Here is an 18,727-nt window from a genome sequence, read left to right on the forward strand (position 1 = left end):
TTCATATGAAAAAAATTGCCTGCTATTGCTTCGTCCTGTGGAGCATTTCGCTGAGTGTATACGCTCAAAAAACAACCCAAAGAAATTGGCTCACCAAAGCCTATCAGCAAACCTATGCCAATGGCGATGCCTTCCCCGGTCTTTTAAATTGGCAAAAAGAACAAAATGCGAATGCCCTGAAAAATGTGGCCAACCTGCCCGACTCGGTAAAGCAGCGCATCTTGAAACAGGCCGAAGCCGCTCTGAGCTATAAATGGCCTTCGTTGCCGGCAAGTTTATATCTCGATTATAAAATTACAGGTACCCGCACCACTTACGAAAACCTGGTCAATGAACGTCGGCGCATGTTATCGTTGCTGGTGGCAGGCGAACTGATCGAAAACAAGGAAAGGTTTATACCGCAGATTGTAAACGGCTTGTGGCTGGTGCTCGAAGAGAGTACCTGGGTAGCCCCTGCGCATATCGTTGTACAAAAAGAGGGCGCCGATTTGCCGAATATCGAAAACCCATACATTGATTTGCATGCCTCGAGCACCGGACTTACCGTAGCTACTATTTATAATATGTTGTCGGCCAAATTTGCCAAATATTCAAAGGTGGTTAATGGCAGGATTGTTTACGAACTGAACCGTAGGCTTTTTGATCCCTACCTCAAATACAGTTTTGGCTGGATGGGCTTTAAGGGCAATTCGGTAAACAACTGGAATACCTATGTGAACAGCAATACGTTACAAGCGGCCTTGCAGGTGCTGCAACCAGGCAAAAAACTCGATTCGCTGAGCGCCAAGGTTCTCAGAAGCACTGATATTTTCATTAACCAATATCCCGAAGATGGGGGATGTGATGAAGGTCCGTCTTACTGGGACATGGCAGGTGGCCGACTGATCCGTTTGCTGTCGCTCCTTAATCAGGTTTCTGAGGGTAAACTGAATTGGAGTGACAAGGAGCTGTTGCACCAAATTGGAGCCTATGCCTATAAAATGCAGATCAGCGATACGTATATGGTTAATTTTGCCGATGCTTTTCCGACCTACACGCAAAACCCCGAAAGCGTTTATCAATATGGGGTATTGTTTAAAGATGAAACGCTAAAAGACTACGCTTCGTTTTTGTTCAAGGCAAGGGGCAAGCAAGTGTCGGGCAATGATATTACCGATTTTCTGGCTACTGCAGCAGCTTATGGAGCTTTGAATAATACGCCGGCCAAAGCCCCATATCCGCTTTATGCCGCACTTCCAGATTTACAGGTTTTTAATGCCCGTACGGTTGCCGGAAGCACCAAAGGCTTCTTTTTCGCCGCTAAGGGAGGCCATAATGCCGAGAGCCATAACCATAACGATATTGGGAATTTTATTGTGTATTATGATGGAAAACCTTTGCTGATTGATGTGGGCGTAGGTACCTATACCAGCAAAACGTTTAGCAGCAGGCGCTATGAACTTTGGAATGTCCAATCGCAATGGCACAATTGTCCCACCATTAATGGCGTGCTACAAAAAGACGGAAGGCAATTTGCGGCCACAAATTTCAGGTTTAGCAATACTGCCGGTATGGCTATGGTTGCCATGGACATTGCAAAGGCCTATCCGGCAACAGCCGATGTGCAGCAATGGGAGCGGACCATTAGCCTCAACCGGACTAAAAATACCATCAACTTGACCGAGGCCATCAAGCTCAACAACTTTAAGGAAGCTTCCGAACTTAATTTCATCACACCTTATGCCGTTGAATTAAAACCTGGAAAAATTGTTTTCGGCCAAACGGGAACAGCCATGAATTACGATACGAACCAGCTAGAAGCCAAGGTAGACGAGCAGGCCATTGACGATGACCGCATTGTAAAGATGTGGGGCAATAAGATTTACCGTATCAGGCTGATTACCAAAAGCAAAGAAAAAACGAATACGCTAAAACTAGCTATCGTAGCCAGCGAGAAAAAGTAAGTTGGCGTATGTGGCTGATGGGGCTTTATCGTTTCCAAGGAAAAGCAGATTTGTAAATAACAGCATTATTTAATCAGTTTATTGCAAACATTATTTGTATTAAACAAACTAATTATTATTTTTGCCAGCCCAAAGGGTAAAACCTTTGGGCAAAAATGGGGGATTAGCTCATTTGGCTAGAGCGCTTGCCTGGCAGGCAAGAGGTGACCGGTTCGAATCCGGTATTCTCCACTACACAAAGCCTTTTAACGAAAGTTGAAAGGCTTTTTTGTTTGTTAGAAAGTCCAAAGCACTAACCTACTGTTAGATTTTGTTAGTACACTGTTATACATCAAACAATCATAACTCGAGTATTATGGTTTATTTTAAAGTGTTGTTAAGCACAAAAAGGAAAACAATATCTATCCTGTAAATGCAAGCGCAACGACCAATACCAATACAGTTGTAGCTGGAAGTTCGGCAACCGTAGCCTACAGCGGAGCAAACCAATATCAGGCACAGCAGACCACGAATGCAAACATGGAAAAGTATGCAAACAGGCAGTACAGCATCAGGAAGTCTATTTCGGAAGGCTACCTAAAGATGAACACGCTGTTTTCAAGTACACGGATCACTGGCTACGTGAACATCAGGTTTGAAAAGGCAGACGGAGTGATACTCAACATTCCGATCAACGGCAAGGTGTACCAGTTCAACTGATGTTATAAAAGCTGAACAACTTTAGGGGGCATAGTAATATGGCTCCTTTTAACGGTAGAAAATCAGAAACCCACTAACATCATCTATTTTGGAAAGTACCTTCCATTTGAACAACTGGTAGATAATAGCATTTTGATAATCTATGAACTCTTTTTTTAGCATCCTATTTTTAAAATATATCTTAAGAAATGCATCTAAACCTTTTTTAGCATCTTTTTCGATTTTGTCAGCTTTTTGCATTTCAAGAATATTCAATTTGTCCAAATTGATTTTTGGCAATGATATTGTTTCATTCTTTAGCAGTTTTCCCTTGATAAGCTCGTCATATTTTGCCTTGCTAGTTTTGCTTTTTTCGTTGACTAGATAATACAAGTCGTCGTTCTCAATAATAATTTGCTTCTTCTCCGTACCAAAACTTGCGTTTATACATACAAACCAGCTGTTTCGGTCAAAATCATTTAGTAGCCTTTCATAAAAGAGGTCAGCGTGCGAACAAAGCGCAAAGGTCAATAAAAAGCACAAGCATAATTTCATGGCATAAAAATTAGATTAATAAACTCATAATTAATCATTGACTTATGATTTTACCGATTATCAAAGTAATATCTTAAATTCAGATGTTACACCTTAAAATATTGGCCAATAAAAAACTGATAAACATATATATACAATAAAATAGATACAGGAGATGCAAGTACTAGAAATATTATCCAAAAGAATCTATGTTTAATCATCGTCGTTCGCTTCCATATCCACCCAACTACAATGCTAAGTGTGATAATAAAAGATACCAACATTGCATTAATAAAAAAGCCATAATTTTCATCGTATTCACTTTTATGCGCCCAATACATCAAGCTCCATATATATACAATAGAAAGCAATAGGACTATCCTGTAGCTATACAAAAAAAACTTATTCATCATTGTTGTAGTATTTGATCTTCATAGTAAAAACTTACTTTGTCTGCTCGGCTATAGGTTTTCTTTTTCAGCTCATTTTGGATTTTTACATCTGGCAGGTACTGTTAAACATCAGTAAAAAATGATATTTATTATGATTGTTGTCCGTTTCGTTATTACGATTAGAGAGTTCCCCTAAACTTAGTGAGCAAGAGTTTTTTTCTTTTAAAAAAGAAAACGGCTGTTAATATAATCTGCGTTAGATAGAAATAAAATGGAAATACACGTATTAGGAACTTCCATATTGATCTTTCATCACTTTCAAAAAGGGCAAGGTTTACTCCGTAAGTAAATTCCATCATAGTTGGTGCTGATGCTGTTCGACATAATAAAATATTATTCCAATTCCACAAACTGAGATAATCAGTAATGATATTCTTGAAGCTTTTTCTGGAAGTAGTAATGCAATGATGAGTAGTAATAAGACTTGAAAATTGCCCTGCCTGTAGGTTAATACGCCTTGCAATATGGCAATGAGTTGAAAAAGCAGGATCAAAATAACTAACCCCGCAAGAATTCTGTTTATATTATTCATATCAATATGCAGGATTGAAATATTTAATAATATCGGAATAGATTTTTCTTTTTGAAAAACTACAATTTCAAGAATATTAAGAATAATTAACCAAGGTTGGTCAATTCTTCACGGTTTTGTCGTACCTGCTATACTTTTAATTTGTTTAATCAATTTTTATTACTCTCCGCAGTTTCTTGGTTTTATATTGATTTCAATTTTATCGTAGAAATTATTTTCTGATATTTTTTTTAGGCTATCAACAATTTGTTTATAATCGGCAATTAGCCCTTTATTATTTTTTTTAGCTTCCATTTCTGAAGCAACATTGTTTATTACAGTATGATCATCATAGAATGTGAAAATATCTAAACAATCTTTGCCGAAATCTGAGCCTTTGATGCTTTTTATTTTATCATTAATTTTTAAATAGAAAATATCATCGTTCTTAAGTTCGAAATTAACATTCTTTATTAGGTGGCTTTTGTCAATATGATCATTATTCAAAATTGTATCCACAATAATCATATTATTTATCTTTGCGATTAAATGAATTTCTTCCACATTAAATGCATGGGATGGATTAAAAAATAATCTCACATTTCTATTTGAATTCTTACAACCAATTATGACTATAGCCACAATGACTGCTAATAATCTTTTGCTTAACATAATTAATTTTTTATCGGCAACGGAATTCGCATTCCTTGTGTTCGCTTCCCTAAATAGGGCCTTTCATTTGTAGAAACACTATTATTACCACTATTTATATTTGTAATTCTTGCACTATTATACCCTCGGTTAGGAGCCCCAACAGCAGAATTATTAGCAATAATTTCCATCTGAAGAGAAGAAAACTTTGCGCCTCTTCCAGTGTAAGACATTGGGTCTGAACTCGAATTTTTACTTGGATGGCTTAACCCTAAATTATGGCCTACTTCATGAAATGCTGTATTTAGTGCATCACTTCCGGCTTCTGCATAAGCAATCTTTCCTGGTAGTTTTGCGACACCCGAGGACTCTCCGCCATCTAGTTGTGGATCTGCAGTCCCTAATACATCGTCAACTAAAACCACCAAATGGTCGCTTCGTTTAACATCATCCATTGAATTAGCGCCGGTGTAATTTGCATCAATATTGTAAATTGTTGTTGTTGTCCCACCTAACCCATTTTCTCTACTATTTTTACCAGTTTGACTATTTAGTTTCTGGTTTAAAGCGCTTGCAAAATCTGACGAAGAGCCATAACTTAAAGAAGATTTTAGAACTTTTCCTGTTATGTGTGTTGTTCTATAGATGGTAATATCATTGCCATTTTTAACTTGCCTTGTTGTTGTCCAAGTTGAATCCCCGTTCACATCAATATTAATAATAGGATTATTAGCCCCATATTGATAAGGCCCTAGGCTTCCATATTTCTCTGCGAACCTGTCTACAACATTAAATCGACCTATAATAGGATCGTAGAACCGCGCACCATAATCGTACTGCTCTAGTTCCTCCTGTAGCTCTTTTCCATTATAAAGATACTTGTTATTGCCAAACTGCGAAGATTTCCTAAGCCCAAAAGCATAATAATTGTCTTCTTGAAGTTTTTGGATAGCATCTGTAACCGGATTTTTGCTGAAAGTATATCTCACATTTCCCAAATGATCTGTCAAATTATACTCATAGCTGTAACTTGTGCCATTATTTCTTGCAAGGCCTTCTTCCGTCTGGATAAATTCAATAGAGCCGTTTGAATATTGGATACCACTTACATAATCTGATACTGTTCCTGTCGAACCATTCGTCTTTTTCAGTTTCTGCCCTACGGCATCGTAAACGTAAGATAGGCTGATGCCAGATCCCGTTATGGCAACAGGAAGATTTAGCTGGTTATAGACCATCGATACCGCTGTCCTCGCTGAACCAACGGTAGCAGTGGTAGCGTTTCCGTTGCCGTCATAAGCATAGTTCCAAGAGGCAAAAGGCCCTCCAGTAATGTTGTACAATTGATTGCCCGTATAGGCATATACACCTGCGGTCGCACCGTCCCTGCTCATCGAGCTGATGTTTCCCATTGCGTCATAGCCTATCGCTTCGCTCATGTAGATGCCCGTGCTTGTTGCATTCGTCAGCCTGCTAAGCTTATCGTAGGCATACATGAATTTGTTTCCAAAACCAGTGCCCCATAGCTGCGTGCTGATATTGCCGTTATATTGTGGATTAGCCGTTGTGTCATAGCCCAACCTGATACTCAGCTCGGGAGAAGTACTGCCGGTAAGCCAGCCCCGCTCGTTGTTCGAGAATTTTGTCGACTGCAAAAAGGTGCTCCCATTATCGGTACTGTGCAGGCTTTTCTGTTTCGGTTGGCCAATTTCATTGTAATCAAGCTTGTTGAGCACAACTTCGCCTTGGCTGTTTATATTTTCCTTGGTGCTGACCCTACGTCCCGCATGGTCATAAACGTAGGAATTAGCAATAACAGTAGTTATACTATTGGCCAAATGTGTTCTTGTACTGGCAATCAGCTCTCCAGCGAAATTATATGCATTGTCGATAATATCGGTACCACCCAAATGGTTTTCGCTCTTGGCCTGTACAATCCTGCCCTTGTCGTCGTAATAATTGACAGCGAGCAACCTGTTGCCACTTCCCAATATTCCGATCCTTGTTCCTGTAGCAAGGCTTCTGGTACGTCCGTCTGCAACCTGAGGAGAAACAGGCTGGCCAAAGCTGTTTCCATAGAAACTGTAGTCGTCATAATAGCTGATATTGAGGTATTCGGCTATTCCTGCAACAGGAAGGGAGAGATTGCTGTAGCCTATGCCAGTACCATTGCTGTTGGCGTCGTCCCTGCTTTCCCAAAGCACGGATTGCCCATCGATGCTGGCCTGCCAAGAGGCGCGACTTGAAGAACTGTTTGCTGTTCCTGTTATTATGGTTCTCCCTATCGCGTCGTATTTCACAAAAGACCATTTGCCGTTGATGCGCTGAACGCTGTCCTGCGTCATTACGATCTGGTCGAGCTTGTTGTATACCAGATGATCCCAGCCCTTTCCGGGGATTTTCTTTTCTATGACCCGTTTTCTGCCGTCATGGTGATAGCCATAGACAAAATTCTTAAAAACGGCATCAGTCTCTGTAAAGGTTGTCGAAGAAACCGCAGGGGGGATTACATATCTAAGGTTTCCAGTTTCATCATAAACATAATAAGTTGACAGAGCAGTGCTTTCGTCCTGCCAGATCCTCTTTAGCACCAGCCTTCCTTCCGTATCCTTAAACTCCTCGACAGTGCCACCTTTCCCGCTTGTCCAGTTCTCGTCCCTGGTTATTGTTTTATATAAAGTGTTCGGCAGAAAAGTTGAAGATGCCGTTGCTCCAGAGCCTGTTGTTGTCCAGCGAAGCGCTTCGTTGACAGCATTGAATTTGCTGTCTGCCTTAATGGTATGGCCCGAGTTTGATATGCCGGAACTGTAAGGTTGCCAAGAAGCACCTTCTGCACCCTGCTCCAAAACCCTATTGAGCGGGGATGCCTCGAAGACTGTTCTTTTTAACGGGTATTGACTTCTTGCAACATTTGCATCCCAGCTTCCCGAGCCGTAGAAGCCCGTCTGGTTGGCCAAAGCAGTTTCTTTAAAGCTTCCGTTATTGCTTGTCTGTTCCGCGTATGGAAGATATTTGACGGCTTCTCTGCCCAACGCATCATACACCATAAACTGCACGATGTCTTTTCTGTTCGGGCTTGCCTTCCACTGAACAATTTGGATTGGCCTGCCAAGTCCATCAAAATAGGTGATGGTACGGTTGGCATAATCTACATCTAACGAAGCCAATTGTGAAGCATCGGTAACTCCATTTGTTTTTACCGTTGTTTCCATTACATAATTCCTTGAAGCTGTAGGAGTTTGCGCTAAGGCCATTCCGCAAATAATGTGGAATGTAAAGGCAAACAGGAGCGTCTTTTTGTTCATTCTTTTTCCGGTTGGATGGGTACTCTAATTTAGGATATTTTGTCTTAAAAACGTAGTGTTTCGAAGTAGAAAAGCGTGTTCATGATTTTTACTTTATGTCATTCCTGAACTCAGCCTTTCACTCTTTTCGGCTTAGAGATTGGAAAGGCTAAGTCCAGTCATTTTGTTTAGTGGCTTTATCATCGGTACTGACGTTCTACAAGGCAACTGCGTTTACTTTTCAGCCTGTAGGTTTTGGGTTGGGGAAGTGCGTTAATGATTAGGAAGATCGGTACTACGCAAAGGTTGTGAGCGCAAAACATCATGCCAAATGCCAATGCTATCAGCTAGGATAGGTTTATCCTGGCTTGGCCACCCTTATTTGTCACTCGTTTTGCATTGCTCAAGAAATTTGCTACGTGAAAGCTCTCTTTACAGCGTACCGCTGTAACCGCTTTCCACTTTTCGGCGAACCTGCGTAATCGCCTTGGCTTCGCAAACAGGGTTTGCTTGTGTAGAACATAGTTAAAGGCGCACTATCGTGCTTTTTCTTTAACACCTCGGCTCAGTTCGCAGGCGGTTCGCACCATAAAGTGATGGGCCAATCCATCTTTTTATTTAATATATCTTTTAGAACGTGCTTCTGATATACTATAATTATAAAAATCGATTGTGTTTATATGTTTGCCATATGCGTCAGCAGGTATTGGATTTGAGCCCAATAGTTCCATTAGGGAAAAAACTGGTGTACGTGTTTCGACAGAAGCAATGGCTTTATATGTGCTTAAAGGCCAATTTATATTATAAAGTTCATGAAATTTACCGTCTTTGAATGGGGTTTTATATTTAATTACATGTTGGCTAACATCATAATCATCCTTTCCATGATGTTTTAAATAATCTAATCCAACGTCATATAACAATGAGGTGTTAGGTGTAAGTACACAGCCTATTAGTTGAGCCTTATCGTGCCAATATGCGCTATCATCTATAGCTGGTCCTACTATGATATTTTTCCGTTTTACAAATTTACCGTAAGACATTGCACCTCTCATTAATAATCCCTCGGCAAAACAGTTGTCAAATACCCCATCGATAGACCTCGCGAAATGGGGTATCATGAATGGATGGGGCTCTCCATTCATATGGATAGTAATAATTATTGTGTCTGAAAACGTCATGAAGTCAAGTGACATGATTTTCCCTTGAGCTTTCGCATAGGTTTTAAATTCATTAAGTAATTTATGTATTGAATGTAGTTTCCGAATATAAATATTCGTTTCTTCTACACTCCAAACCCCTTTAGTTGCTAATGCGTCTAATACACAAACAATACCTGTTTTCATATCTTAATATATAGGCATAATAAATCCATCATTATTCTAAAAGTACACGAATTACATAGATTAATCAACTTCAAGTTGAAATAGTCTATTATTTGGCAATTATAATTTTAGCTTAGCCTTTGTTATGGGTTAAGTAGAAAGTAAACGAGATAGCTAACAAGCGCTCCAACATTTATACTGTGTACTGTCTCTGTTGGCAATTGATTTCGGTTCGCAGGCGGTTCGCTTGACTATTCAACATAAAATAGACATATTTCGTTTTCATCATTAGGCCATATAGACCTATCTTGTCAATCTTAATAATCACAATCACTTATAATATGCCTGTTGTTTATCATCAATCCATTCAATTAAACTGGACTACTCCCAGCAGATCCCAGCCCCAAAAACTTTAGTGTTAGGCTCTTTCAATCCATACAGTCGAAATGATGAGTTGGACTATTATTATGGTAGGAAAAGTAATTATTTCTGGATTAGGATCGCTTCAGTACTGGGCTTAGAAAAAGACTATTTCTTTGATATTACAGAAGGCATTAATAGAAAGCTACATGTTATGACTAATAGGTTTTGTTGCTTAGATGTTATTAATGCCATAACCTTTGCTGGTCAAAATCTTGATCTGGTTAACTCATTTATAGAAGACCATGTGCTCTCTAATTTCTTAGATCAAACAATATGGAGCCGAAGCATTGATAAAAAGCAAATCTTGTTGACAAGAACTTACAACCAATCAATTTTAAGTACCTTAAGAGATACCATGTCGATAACCAAAGTGATACATACAATGGGTAACAGAAGGATAATAAACCAATTGAAGACCAAGCCTCAGGAACATTCATTAGGATTAGATGGTTTCAAAGGCTTTATGCAGTCGATTCATGATCTTTGCAAAGATAAGGGTATTGAATTTGTTTTCGACTCGTTAAGTCCTAGTGGGTATGCAATAAGAAATGGGGCGACAAAAATTAATGATTTAGACAACTGGCTTATTAACCATCTCAATTTAAATAAGTAGTTTCAAATCTTACACAATTATTACCTACTCGATGATATGCAAAGTTATATCTTTGCTGTAAGCAAGGCATTATGGAAATACAAATCGATTTATTCAATGGAGACTGTAAAAATGTCTTAAAAGGCCTAGCGGATAACTCCGTAGACCTGATTGTTACGTCACCACCATATGCAGACCAAAGGAAAACTACTTATGGAGGAATACCACACGATAAATATGTAAAATGGTTTCTACCGATATCGAAAGAGTTGCTGAGAGTTTTAAAACCTACAGGGACATTCATATTAAACATCAAGGAGAAGGTGGTGGAAGGTGAACGTAGCACGTATGTTATGGAGTTAATTCTTGGCATGAGAAAACAAGGATGGCTTTGGACAGAAGAGTTTATCTGGCATAAAAAGAATAGCTATCCGGGCAAATGGCCTAATCGATTTAGGGATAGCTGGGAGAGGTTATTGCAGTTTAACAAGCATAAAAAATTTAACATGTACCAGGACGAGGTCATGGTACCTATGGGAGATTGGGCCAAAAGTCGACTAAAAAATCTGAGCGATACTGATAAGAAAAGAGATAATTCTAAAGTTGGAAGTGGATTTGGTAAGAATGTATCAAATTGGCTTGAACGCGACAAGGCCTATCCTACTAACGTGCTACACTTAGCTACAGAATGTAATAATAAAAAGCACAGCGCCGCATTTCCAGAAGAATTACCGGAATGGTTTATCAAATTATTCTCAGAACCTGGTCAAACTGTGTTAGATCCATTTATGGGGTCAGGCACAACATTAACCGTAGCGAAAAGAATGAACCGCAACTGTATAGGAATAGAGATACTTCCAGAGTATTATGAAATGGTAAAAGAAGAACTTAAGCCAGAATTGGAGGAAGAGCTTGCTATTGAAGAGCTAGAACAAAACAAAGAGCCAGAGGAAAAGGAACTTAATAAGGCGGAGAAAGAACTAAGTAATATATGAACAAGCTAAACCTTATTGATGTTTCGCAATATGTTGAAGCAAATATTGGCTCTTTTCATCTTAAAAGAATACAGAGCCTTGATGATTTGAAATTGACCAAGGTTCTTAAGCGCAAAAACCCATATCTTTTTAAAGCAAAGTACATGCTGACTGCCGATCAGATCGTTAGGAGTATTGTTGATGCACATATTTCTTCTAATGAAGAAACAATCTTTGGAGATTGGCTTGAGGGACTTGCAATTTTTATAAATGAAAAGGTCTATGCAGGTAGAAAGTCTGGTATTGCTGGAATTGATCTAGAGTTTGACAAGGATCGAATAAGATATATCGTTACAATAAAATCCGGCCCTAATTGGGCTAATAGTCGTCAGCTTGCTGAAATGAGGACTAGCTTTAAAACTGCCCAAAGAACACTTAGAACTAGTAGTTCCGGATTGCAGGTTGTCGCTGTTAATGGATGCTGTTACGGAAAAGATAAAAGGCCCGATAAAGGGGATTATTTTAAGTACTGTGGTCAGCGTTTCTGGGAGTTTATCTCTGGCGATCCTAGTTTATATACAGAATTAATTGAACCATTAGGTTACAAAGCTAGGGAGCGAAATGATGATTTCATTGAATCTTATTCACAAATGCTCAATAAGTTTACAAAAGAGTTTGCGATTCACTTTTGTGATGAGAATGGTGCAATTGATTGGAATAAATTAACGATATTCAATTCATCAAAGTAGTTCACACTCTAAATCGATTTCAATTATGCCACAATGTATCATTCCAAATTGCCAAAATAACGGGGAGAACAATATAAGCATCCGTTGCCGTAGACCTGACACTTCAGCTATATGGGCGCCAAATACTGTCGCTTATTTATGTGATGTTCATGCTGATGAAGGGTATGTTATAGATATTACATTTACATCTGTCCCTGCAAGAACTATAACAACTAATGTATCAGCTGTAGGTGGTGCAGTTCATACTAGAACCACCCAAATTATAAATCACCCTTAAAAATGATGAAATGAGCCGTCAGTTAAATAGCTGACTGCTTATACTTAATCCTTTCGGACTTTCTTTTCATGCCAAAGGGTCATATAAAAGCTGTTATGGCCTACAAAGGCTGGCATTGAATAGAACCATTATAATAGGATATCTGATTGTTGCCTGTTTATAAGGTCAACACCGTTAATCATTTCAGCTATTTTACCTTGTAAACGGTAGAGGGATGGGAGGTAAATCAACAACAGCTCCACCCAATATCCAAAACTTTTACTGTCCCCTTAAAGAGAAAATACTAGATGAAAACTGGATATTAAAGGAGTACCTTAGTATTAATGCATTAATCATTTGCACAAAGTTAAGCCAGTACCCTCAACACGTTTCAAGAAATTCCGCCATAAACCCTCCTGTAGCCTACGCACTGTCCATTTATTGCGTTGCTTCTTGACTTAGTTGAGCGTATAGCTTTATACAGTACCATAATTAATAAAATAATATGGTACAACAAGAAAACACATTCAAAGTGGCCGAGGTCGAAGTGACCTACAGGCCAAAGTTCAGGGCACAGGAAAGGCCTAAGATTACAACATCAGAGCAGGCTTACAATTTATTCTTATCAAGATGGAGCAAGGGAAAGATCGAGCTATTGGAAGAGTTCAAGATACTTCTGCTCAACAGAAACAGCAGGGTACTTGGGATTGCCGATATTTCACAAGGTGGCGTTAGCGGTACAGTGGTTGACCCTAAAATTATCTTTGCCATAACATTAAAGGCTAATGCCAGTTCAATAATTCTCTGTCACAATCACCCTAGTGGCAACCTAAAGCCCAGTGATGCAGATATTCAGTTAACAAGAAAAATGGTTGAGGGTGGCAGGTTATTGGATATGGTAATATGGGATCATTTGATTATAAATGGCGAAAGCTACTATAGCTTTGCTGATAAAAGGATGATTTAAGTGTTAAATTTGGAATGCAATAAATAGAATTTTTAATCAGGCTGTTTGTTAGTACATAGTTAGTACAATTGACAATTACAAGGAAAAACCAAGGGGATTAGCTCAATTGGGCGTTAGCCCACTTGCCTGGCAGGCAAGAGGTGACCGGTTCGAATCCGGTATTCTCCACTTAACGAAACACCACAATGCTGGTGTTTCGTTTTTTTATGCCCGCAAATGGCTGAAGGGCAGTCAATTAGAACTGATTGTCCATATGGTTCGATTTCTGCCATAAAATTCTATGGCCTTTTCCTTTGGACGGATGAAAATGCTTATTCCTGATAGTATTAGCGCGGTTTTCCCGAGGTTCGATATCCGCTTAGGGTTCTGGCTTCTTTTTATTGCTGCCAGGTCTTTTCCACGTCCTTGCGATATGGTATAGGAAATCCAATACTGCGGCAGCTTCACTGTCATCGACCTGTATCCCATTCTTGGCCAGTATGGCCGATGCTCGTCTGACCGAGACCTTTCTGTCGATGAAGTTTGCTATTTTAAATGTGGGAGTACCCATTTTCAAAGATGTTGACCTGCCCTTTAACCCCGAGGTCTTGGTGCCAGGGGAAAGAATTTTTGATATTATTCCGTTTGGACCTATAGAGACTTTCCCTGCCTGTACATCAATACCAGTTGGAGGAACCAGACTTATGATGTGCTTTTTGTCGGAAGTGTCCAAGTCGGCAAAGCAGGAAAATACATGCGTCAAGGGACTTTTGTCCAGCATAAAATGATGTTTGATGGACTTCAGCTTGGCCGAGACCGTATCCAGCTCTTTTCTCAGCGGGCCGGAAATGGTACGGTATTCCCGTTTGAGTTCGATGAAATCGTCAAATTTCAGTTTGTCCGCTACGAACATCTGCCTTGCCTTGGATATCACCGTTTCCTGTTCTTCAAGCTGCCTCAGTAGCAATCTCCGGTCATGCAGGTAATTTGCCTTCTGCACTGAAGTATTCTCGTCTTCCAGGACAAGGCGGAAAAGCTCGGCAGTGCCTGTCAAAAGAACCAGTTGCTGCAGCTCCTCTATATAGCTATCATTGAGCGATTCCGCTCTGAACCTTGTGCCGCATTTTGCCGAACAGTGATAATAAGGGTACCGTCTGGTGCGTCCGCGGGAAAAACTTCCGCGCAGCTTAAGGCCACATGCTGGACAGGCCAGATAGCCCTTGAGCATAAAGGTTGATTTTAGCTCTTCCGTTTTGCCGGCTACTTTTCTTTTTGTTCCGATAATATTCTGCACTTCGGAGAACAGAGCCTCAGAGATTAACGGCTCATGGATGCCCCTTATCAGTTGCCGGCCTCCGGATTCTGATGGCAGGCCGACAAGGCCGCAATAGACAGGGTTTCGCGCCATCTGCCAGAAATTGGACCTGGAGCATTTCAGGCCTTTTGCAACGGCCATCCTTCTGACCTCGTCGATGGTATAGCAGTTTTTGGCGAGCTGCCTGAATGCCCAGGCGATTATGGTAGCTTCGGGTTCTCTGGGTGCTATATATTTCCTGCCGTCCTGTTCCGCCATGTTGATGTAGCCCAAAGGTGCTCTTCCTGGATATCGTCCCATCTGTTTTGCCCGCCGTATGCCGTTTGCAGTGTTCAGTGCCCGTCTAGCGTTTTCTGCCTCGGGGACGGAAAGATAGACGGCAAGCATTACGGCACTCTCCGGAACGGAGAAATCGACCGGCTGGTCGATGGCCATTGCCGTGGTGTGGTACCTTCGCAATATTCCAATCATTTCATAGGCATACTCGATATTGCGGCTGAACCTGTCCCACTTTATAAACAGGATATTGTTCCCCTTGTCCGAACGATCCTTTTTTATTATCGCAATAAGCTTTTTCCACTCCGGCCTGTTGAAGCTTTTGGCCGAAAAGTCTTCCCGGAAAATGCCCTTGACCTCTATGTCACATTGACCGCAGTATTTCAGGAGCCGGTCTTCCTGTTCCGGAAGCGAATAGCCTTTTCTTTTCTGCTCGTCCGTGCTGACGCGCACATATAGATATGCCGTTTCCATATGAAAATTATAGTTTCCAGATTTTGAAGCCTGTGCTACAGGTAGAACAGTCCGAAAGGGAAAATGTTGTAGGTATTTCACCGAATGGATTGTTTTTCCTTCGTTGGATTCTGTGATAGAATGAGAATATTTTATTAGCGCAATTATCTGTCAAAATTTTGAACATCTTAGATTGTAGGCCAGAGAAGCTGATCAGCATCACTAAAAATGCACTTCTCATATTTACGAATTATTTTCGATTTGATATTCTTTAAAGTTTTGTTCTATATTTATTTGATAAACCTTTTTACAGATTATATATTAATGCCTCGCCCGTTTAAATCCGAACTAGTAATTGAAGAAAAAATCTCAGATCCTGGCCTTAAAGCCTACTATGTAGGATTTGATCAAAAGAAATTTCGACTACAGCCATTGGTCGATGTGATTAGAAGTGTAATTCCGGAATTTGCTTTAGGCTACCACAACGGAGAACACATACATCTAACTGAGATTATTGATAGGCTGAAAGAAGCAGCAGAAACAGTCTACACGACCGACAAGTACCAGACAAGAGGTGAGTTTGGCGAATTGATTTTGCATCTTTTATTGCGGGACTTTCATAATACCATACCACTGGTTTCAAAGATTTATTTCAAAGATTCCCACAATGTTCCAGCCCATGGCTTTGACGGTGTTCAGATCAGTATCAATGGTCAAGATAAAAAACTATGGCTGGGAGAGTCAAAACTGTATAAATCAGGTAGTGGCGGGGTTAAAGATCTCGCAAAGGATATTGTTAAACATGTCAATGCAGACTATTTACGACGAGAATTCAATCTGATATCCAAAAAACTTCCCAATGAAATTCCTGAAATAGAATATTGGCGCAGTCTGATGGATAAAAATCAACGGCTTGATGTGGTGTTTTCCAGTATTGTGATACCAATGGTCTGCACATACAGTAGCGACCTGTTTACTGCTCATGACGACAATACTCCAGAATGCTTTACCGATTTTATTACGGAATGGAATACACTTAATACGGAATTTTTGAAACTTAAAGGGTCGATCAATGTTGAGATAATTCTAATGCTATTGCCTGTTCCTGATAAGGATATTCTAAATACAGAACTCGACACAAGATTAAAATCAATGCAGCGTATATGACATTCCAATCAGTTCCAGAGGCAATAAAATTTATATCAGAATCACAGTTTATCGGGTATAACGAAAGTTTTGATCTATCAAAATATTGTGCCCAATTGCTGCGGAATAAGGAAGCCGAGAAGTACGGTCGCGACATCGTAATTCGAGTACGCGACGCCTGGTCCAAGCTTCAAGAAAATACAAAACCGATATGGAATGACCTAACAGAAGCGGCGGGATTATACCCTTATCTGGAAATAGACAGCTTATCTCGGAGCAGTCAGCTCAGATATGAGTATCATAAATCACCATACATAGAAGGCGTCTTTTTACATGAGGAGCAGCAACGTCTTTCGGTGGAGCTTCAAAGTAAAAAAGCGGTAGTGGTTAGTGCGCCAACCAGCTTTGGCAAAAGTTTACTGATCGAGGAAGTAGTTGCCAGTCGACTGTACAGACAAATCGTTATTATACAACCCACTTTAGCCCTGTTGGATGAAACGCGGAAGAAATTGCTAAAATACAGGGATTCATATAAAATAATTGTATCAACAAACCAGGAGCCAGAAGAAGAGAGGGGCAATATTTTTTTGTTCACAGGTGAACGCGTTGTCGAATATGAACATTTTGACAATGTTGACTTCTTCGTAATAGACGAATTTTACAAGCTTAGTATAGATAGAGATGACGATAGAGCCATTGCGCTTAACCAGGCCTTCAGCAGGTTACTCAAATTAACTAACAAGTTTTACCTGCTTGGGCCAATGATCAAGAACATTCCTGCTTCATTTAAGCAAAAATTCGATTTAACTTGGTTCCCAACAGAGTTTTCAACTGTGGCGGTTGATGAAAGAAGCCTGGAAATAAAGGACAAAATCAAAGCAACCGAAAAAAAACTGCAAAAGAAAGCAAATCTATTTAGCTATTTATCTGAGCTGACAGACCAGACATTGATCTATTGTTCTTCTCCCAATAAAGCAACTACACTGGGTATCGAGTTTATTGCGTATCTAAGAGAATTGTCGATAGACCCGCAAATCAGTAACTTGGACGATACACAGGATACGATCGAGTGGATCGCACAAAGCGTCAATTCTCGTTGGTCACTTATCGAAGCTATAGAATCAGGCGTTGCGTTTCATCATGGAGCCTTACCACGCCATTTAGGCAGTTCTATTGTCGATGCTTTTAACAGTGGGTCCATCAGATGGCTGTTTTGTACTTCCACACTTATCGAAGGAGTAAATACGTCAGCGAAAAACGTTGTATTTTTTGACAAGGAAAAGGGGACTAAGCAAATTGATTTTTTTGACTATAAGAACATAGCAGGTCGCTCGGGTCGCATGAACAAGCATTTCATTGGAAATGTTATCCGTTTTGAAAAGCAACCTGATCAGATGGAGCTATTTGTTGACATTCCTCTTTTTGACCAGGAAAATGCACCGCTTGAAATTCTGATAGCATTGGATGATGCGGACGTAGATAAAGGAGTTAGGCACAGGCTCGATGCCTTCAACAATCTCGATGACGATCTAAAAAAAGTGCTCAGAAAAAACTCCAGTGTCAATTTGGACGGTCAGTTAAAGGTCGTAAAACTGATAGAAGAGAATATTCGGCAGTATCAAGGCTTGTTAAACTGGATGACGTATCCGACCTATGAGCAAATTTTGCTTGTTATAGATCTGGCATGGAACAATCTATTAAAGCCAGGCGAAAACAAAGCAGACATCAGAAGTCCACAACAGCTGGCATTCTTAACTATAAAATACAGCCAATTAAAGTCTGTACCGGCTTTGATAACCGACATTATCAATGACCCCTTCCAGATCAATCGCTATCCGGATCAGCAGACCAGAATCAATACTTTGACGTTCTTTGCCCTTAACATAACCAGACACTGGTTTGACTATAAGTTGCCTAAATGGATTTCGGTTATTTCAGACTTGCAGGAATATGTACTTAAAAAGAACAATTTGCCTTTTGGAAACTATTCCTTTTTTGCCGGGTTGCTGGAACACACATTTTTGCCATCCAGCCTTGCCGCATTGATGGAATATGACATTCCGGTTTCGGCGATAAATAAATTGAAGCGATTTCTCAATCAGGAACTGAGCCCGGAGGTGCTGATAAATCAGTGTAATAGTCTAACGGACGATTTCCTGAAAGGTCGAGGCTTAATAAACTACGAGATAAAAAAAATAAGAAATGCCTTTTGACGACTA

The 18,727-nt window shown here is 40.0% G+C and carries 12 protein-coding genes, 1 tRNA gene and 1 pseudogene; 9 read left to right on the plus strand and 5 right to left on the minus strand.

Going from position 1 to position 18,727, the window contains the following annotated elements:
* The first annotated feature begins 5 nt into the window (after positions 1-5).
* The 3 genes from AC6H1S_RS03825 to AC6H1S_RS03835 all read left to right on the plus strand — a co-directional run bounded on the left by AC6H1S_RS03825 (position 6) and on the right by AC6H1S_RS03835 (position 2,642).
* A complete protein-coding gene (locus AC6H1S_RS03825) occupies positions 6-1,943 on the plus strand; it encodes a heparinase II/III domain-containing protein (protein WP_497565177.1) in 1,938 nt (645 codons plus the stop codon).
* Positions 1,944-2,100: 157 nt separating this feature from the next.
* A tRNA-Ala gene (locus AC6H1S_RS03830) sits at positions 2,101-2,174 on the plus strand.
* A 288-nt stretch (positions 2,175-2,462) separates the two neighbouring features.
* Positions 2,463-2,642 carry a hypothetical protein gene (locus AC6H1S_RS03835; RefSeq protein ID WP_497565178.1) on the plus strand — a complete coding sequence of 60 codons (180 nt, stop codon included), beginning with the start codon at positions 2,463-2,465 and terminating at the stop codon, positions 2,640-2,642.
* A gap of 48 nt (positions 2,643-2,690) precedes the next feature.
* On the opposite strand, the gene AC6H1S_RS03840 is transcribed toward AC6H1S_RS03835, so the two are convergent.
* From AC6H1S_RS03840 to AC6H1S_RS03855, 4 genes are all read right to left on the minus strand, one after another.
* On the minus strand, positions 2,691-3,176 hold the full coding sequence (locus AC6H1S_RS03840) for a hypothetical protein (protein ID WP_497565179.1): 486 nt from the start codon (positions 3,174-3,176) through the stop codon (positions 2,691-2,693).
* A 1,122-nt stretch (positions 3,177-4,298) separates the two neighbouring features.
* The gene (locus AC6H1S_RS03845) at positions 4,299-4,790 is read right to left on the minus strand and encodes a hypothetical protein (RefSeq protein ID WP_497565181.1); all 492 of its coding nucleotides are present in this window, start codon (positions 4,788-4,790) and stop codon (positions 4,299-4,301) included.
* Positions 4,791-4,792: 2 nt separating this feature from the next.
* A complete protein-coding gene (locus AC6H1S_RS03850) occupies positions 4,793-8,074 on the minus strand; it encodes a DUF6443 domain-containing protein (RefSeq protein ID WP_497565182.1) in 3,282 nt (1,093 codons plus the stop codon).
* Between the two features lie 593 nt (positions 8,075-8,667).
* A complete protein-coding gene (locus AC6H1S_RS03855) occupies positions 8,668-9,399 on the minus strand; it encodes a hypothetical protein (RefSeq protein ID WP_497565183.1) in 732 nt (243 codons plus the stop codon).
* A gap of 394 nt (positions 9,400-9,793) precedes the next feature.
* On the opposite strand from AC6H1S_RS03855, the gene AC6H1S_RS03860 reads away from it, so the two are divergent.
* From AC6H1S_RS03860 to AC6H1S_RS03875, 4 genes and pseudogenes are all read left to right on the plus strand, one after another.
* Positions 9,794-10,414 carry a hypothetical protein gene (locus AC6H1S_RS03860; RefSeq protein WP_497565184.1) on the plus strand — a complete coding sequence of 207 codons (621 nt, stop codon included), beginning with the start codon at positions 9,794-9,796 and terminating at the stop codon, positions 10,412-10,414.
* A 71-nt stretch (positions 10,415-10,485) separates the two neighbouring features.
* Positions 10,486-11,217: pseudogene (locus tag AC6H1S_RS03865) on the plus strand (DNA-methyltransferase); the annotation flags it as partial.
* A gap of 167 nt (positions 11,218-11,384) precedes the next feature.
* Positions 11,385-12,116, plus strand: coding sequence for a PmeII family type II restriction endonuclease (locus AC6H1S_RS03870; RefSeq protein ID WP_497565186.1), 732 nt, complete (start codon positions 11,385-11,387; stop codon positions 12,114-12,116).
* Between the two features lie 761 nt (positions 12,117-12,877).
* The gene (locus tag AC6H1S_RS03875) at positions 12,878-13,339 is read left to right on the plus strand and encodes a JAB domain-containing protein (protein ID WP_497565187.1); all 462 of its coding nucleotides are present in this window, start codon (positions 12,878-12,880) and stop codon (positions 13,337-13,339) included.
* 358 nt (positions 13,340-13,697) lie between these two features.
* Here the strand turns inward: AC6H1S_RS03875 and AC6H1S_RS03880 are convergent, their stop codons facing one another.
* Positions 13,698-15,383 carry a recombinase family protein gene (locus AC6H1S_RS03880; RefSeq protein WP_497565188.1) on the minus strand — a complete coding sequence of 562 codons (1,686 nt, stop codon included), beginning with the start codon at positions 15,381-15,383 and terminating at the stop codon, positions 13,698-13,700.
* Between the two features lie 207 nt (positions 15,384-15,590).
* Between AC6H1S_RS03880 and AC6H1S_RS03885 the strand changes: the two genes are divergently transcribed.
* Together AC6H1S_RS03885 and AC6H1S_RS03890 are read left to right on the plus strand one after the other, a co-directional pair.
* A complete protein-coding gene (locus AC6H1S_RS03885; RefSeq protein ID WP_497565189.1) occupies positions 15,591-16,529 on the plus strand; it encodes a HamA C-terminal domain-containing protein in 939 nt (312 codons plus the stop codon).
* Entirely contained in the window at positions 16,526-18,721 is a 2,196-nt protein-coding gene (locus AC6H1S_RS03890) for a DEAD/DEAH box helicase (RefSeq protein ID WP_497565190.1), read from the plus strand. Before AC6H1S_RS03885 ends, AC6H1S_RS03890 begins: the two co-directional genes overlap by 4 nt.
* The last annotated feature ends 6 nt before the right edge of the window (positions 18,722-18,727 follow it).

It is taken from the genome of Pedobacter sp. TM02, from assembly GCF_059705275.1.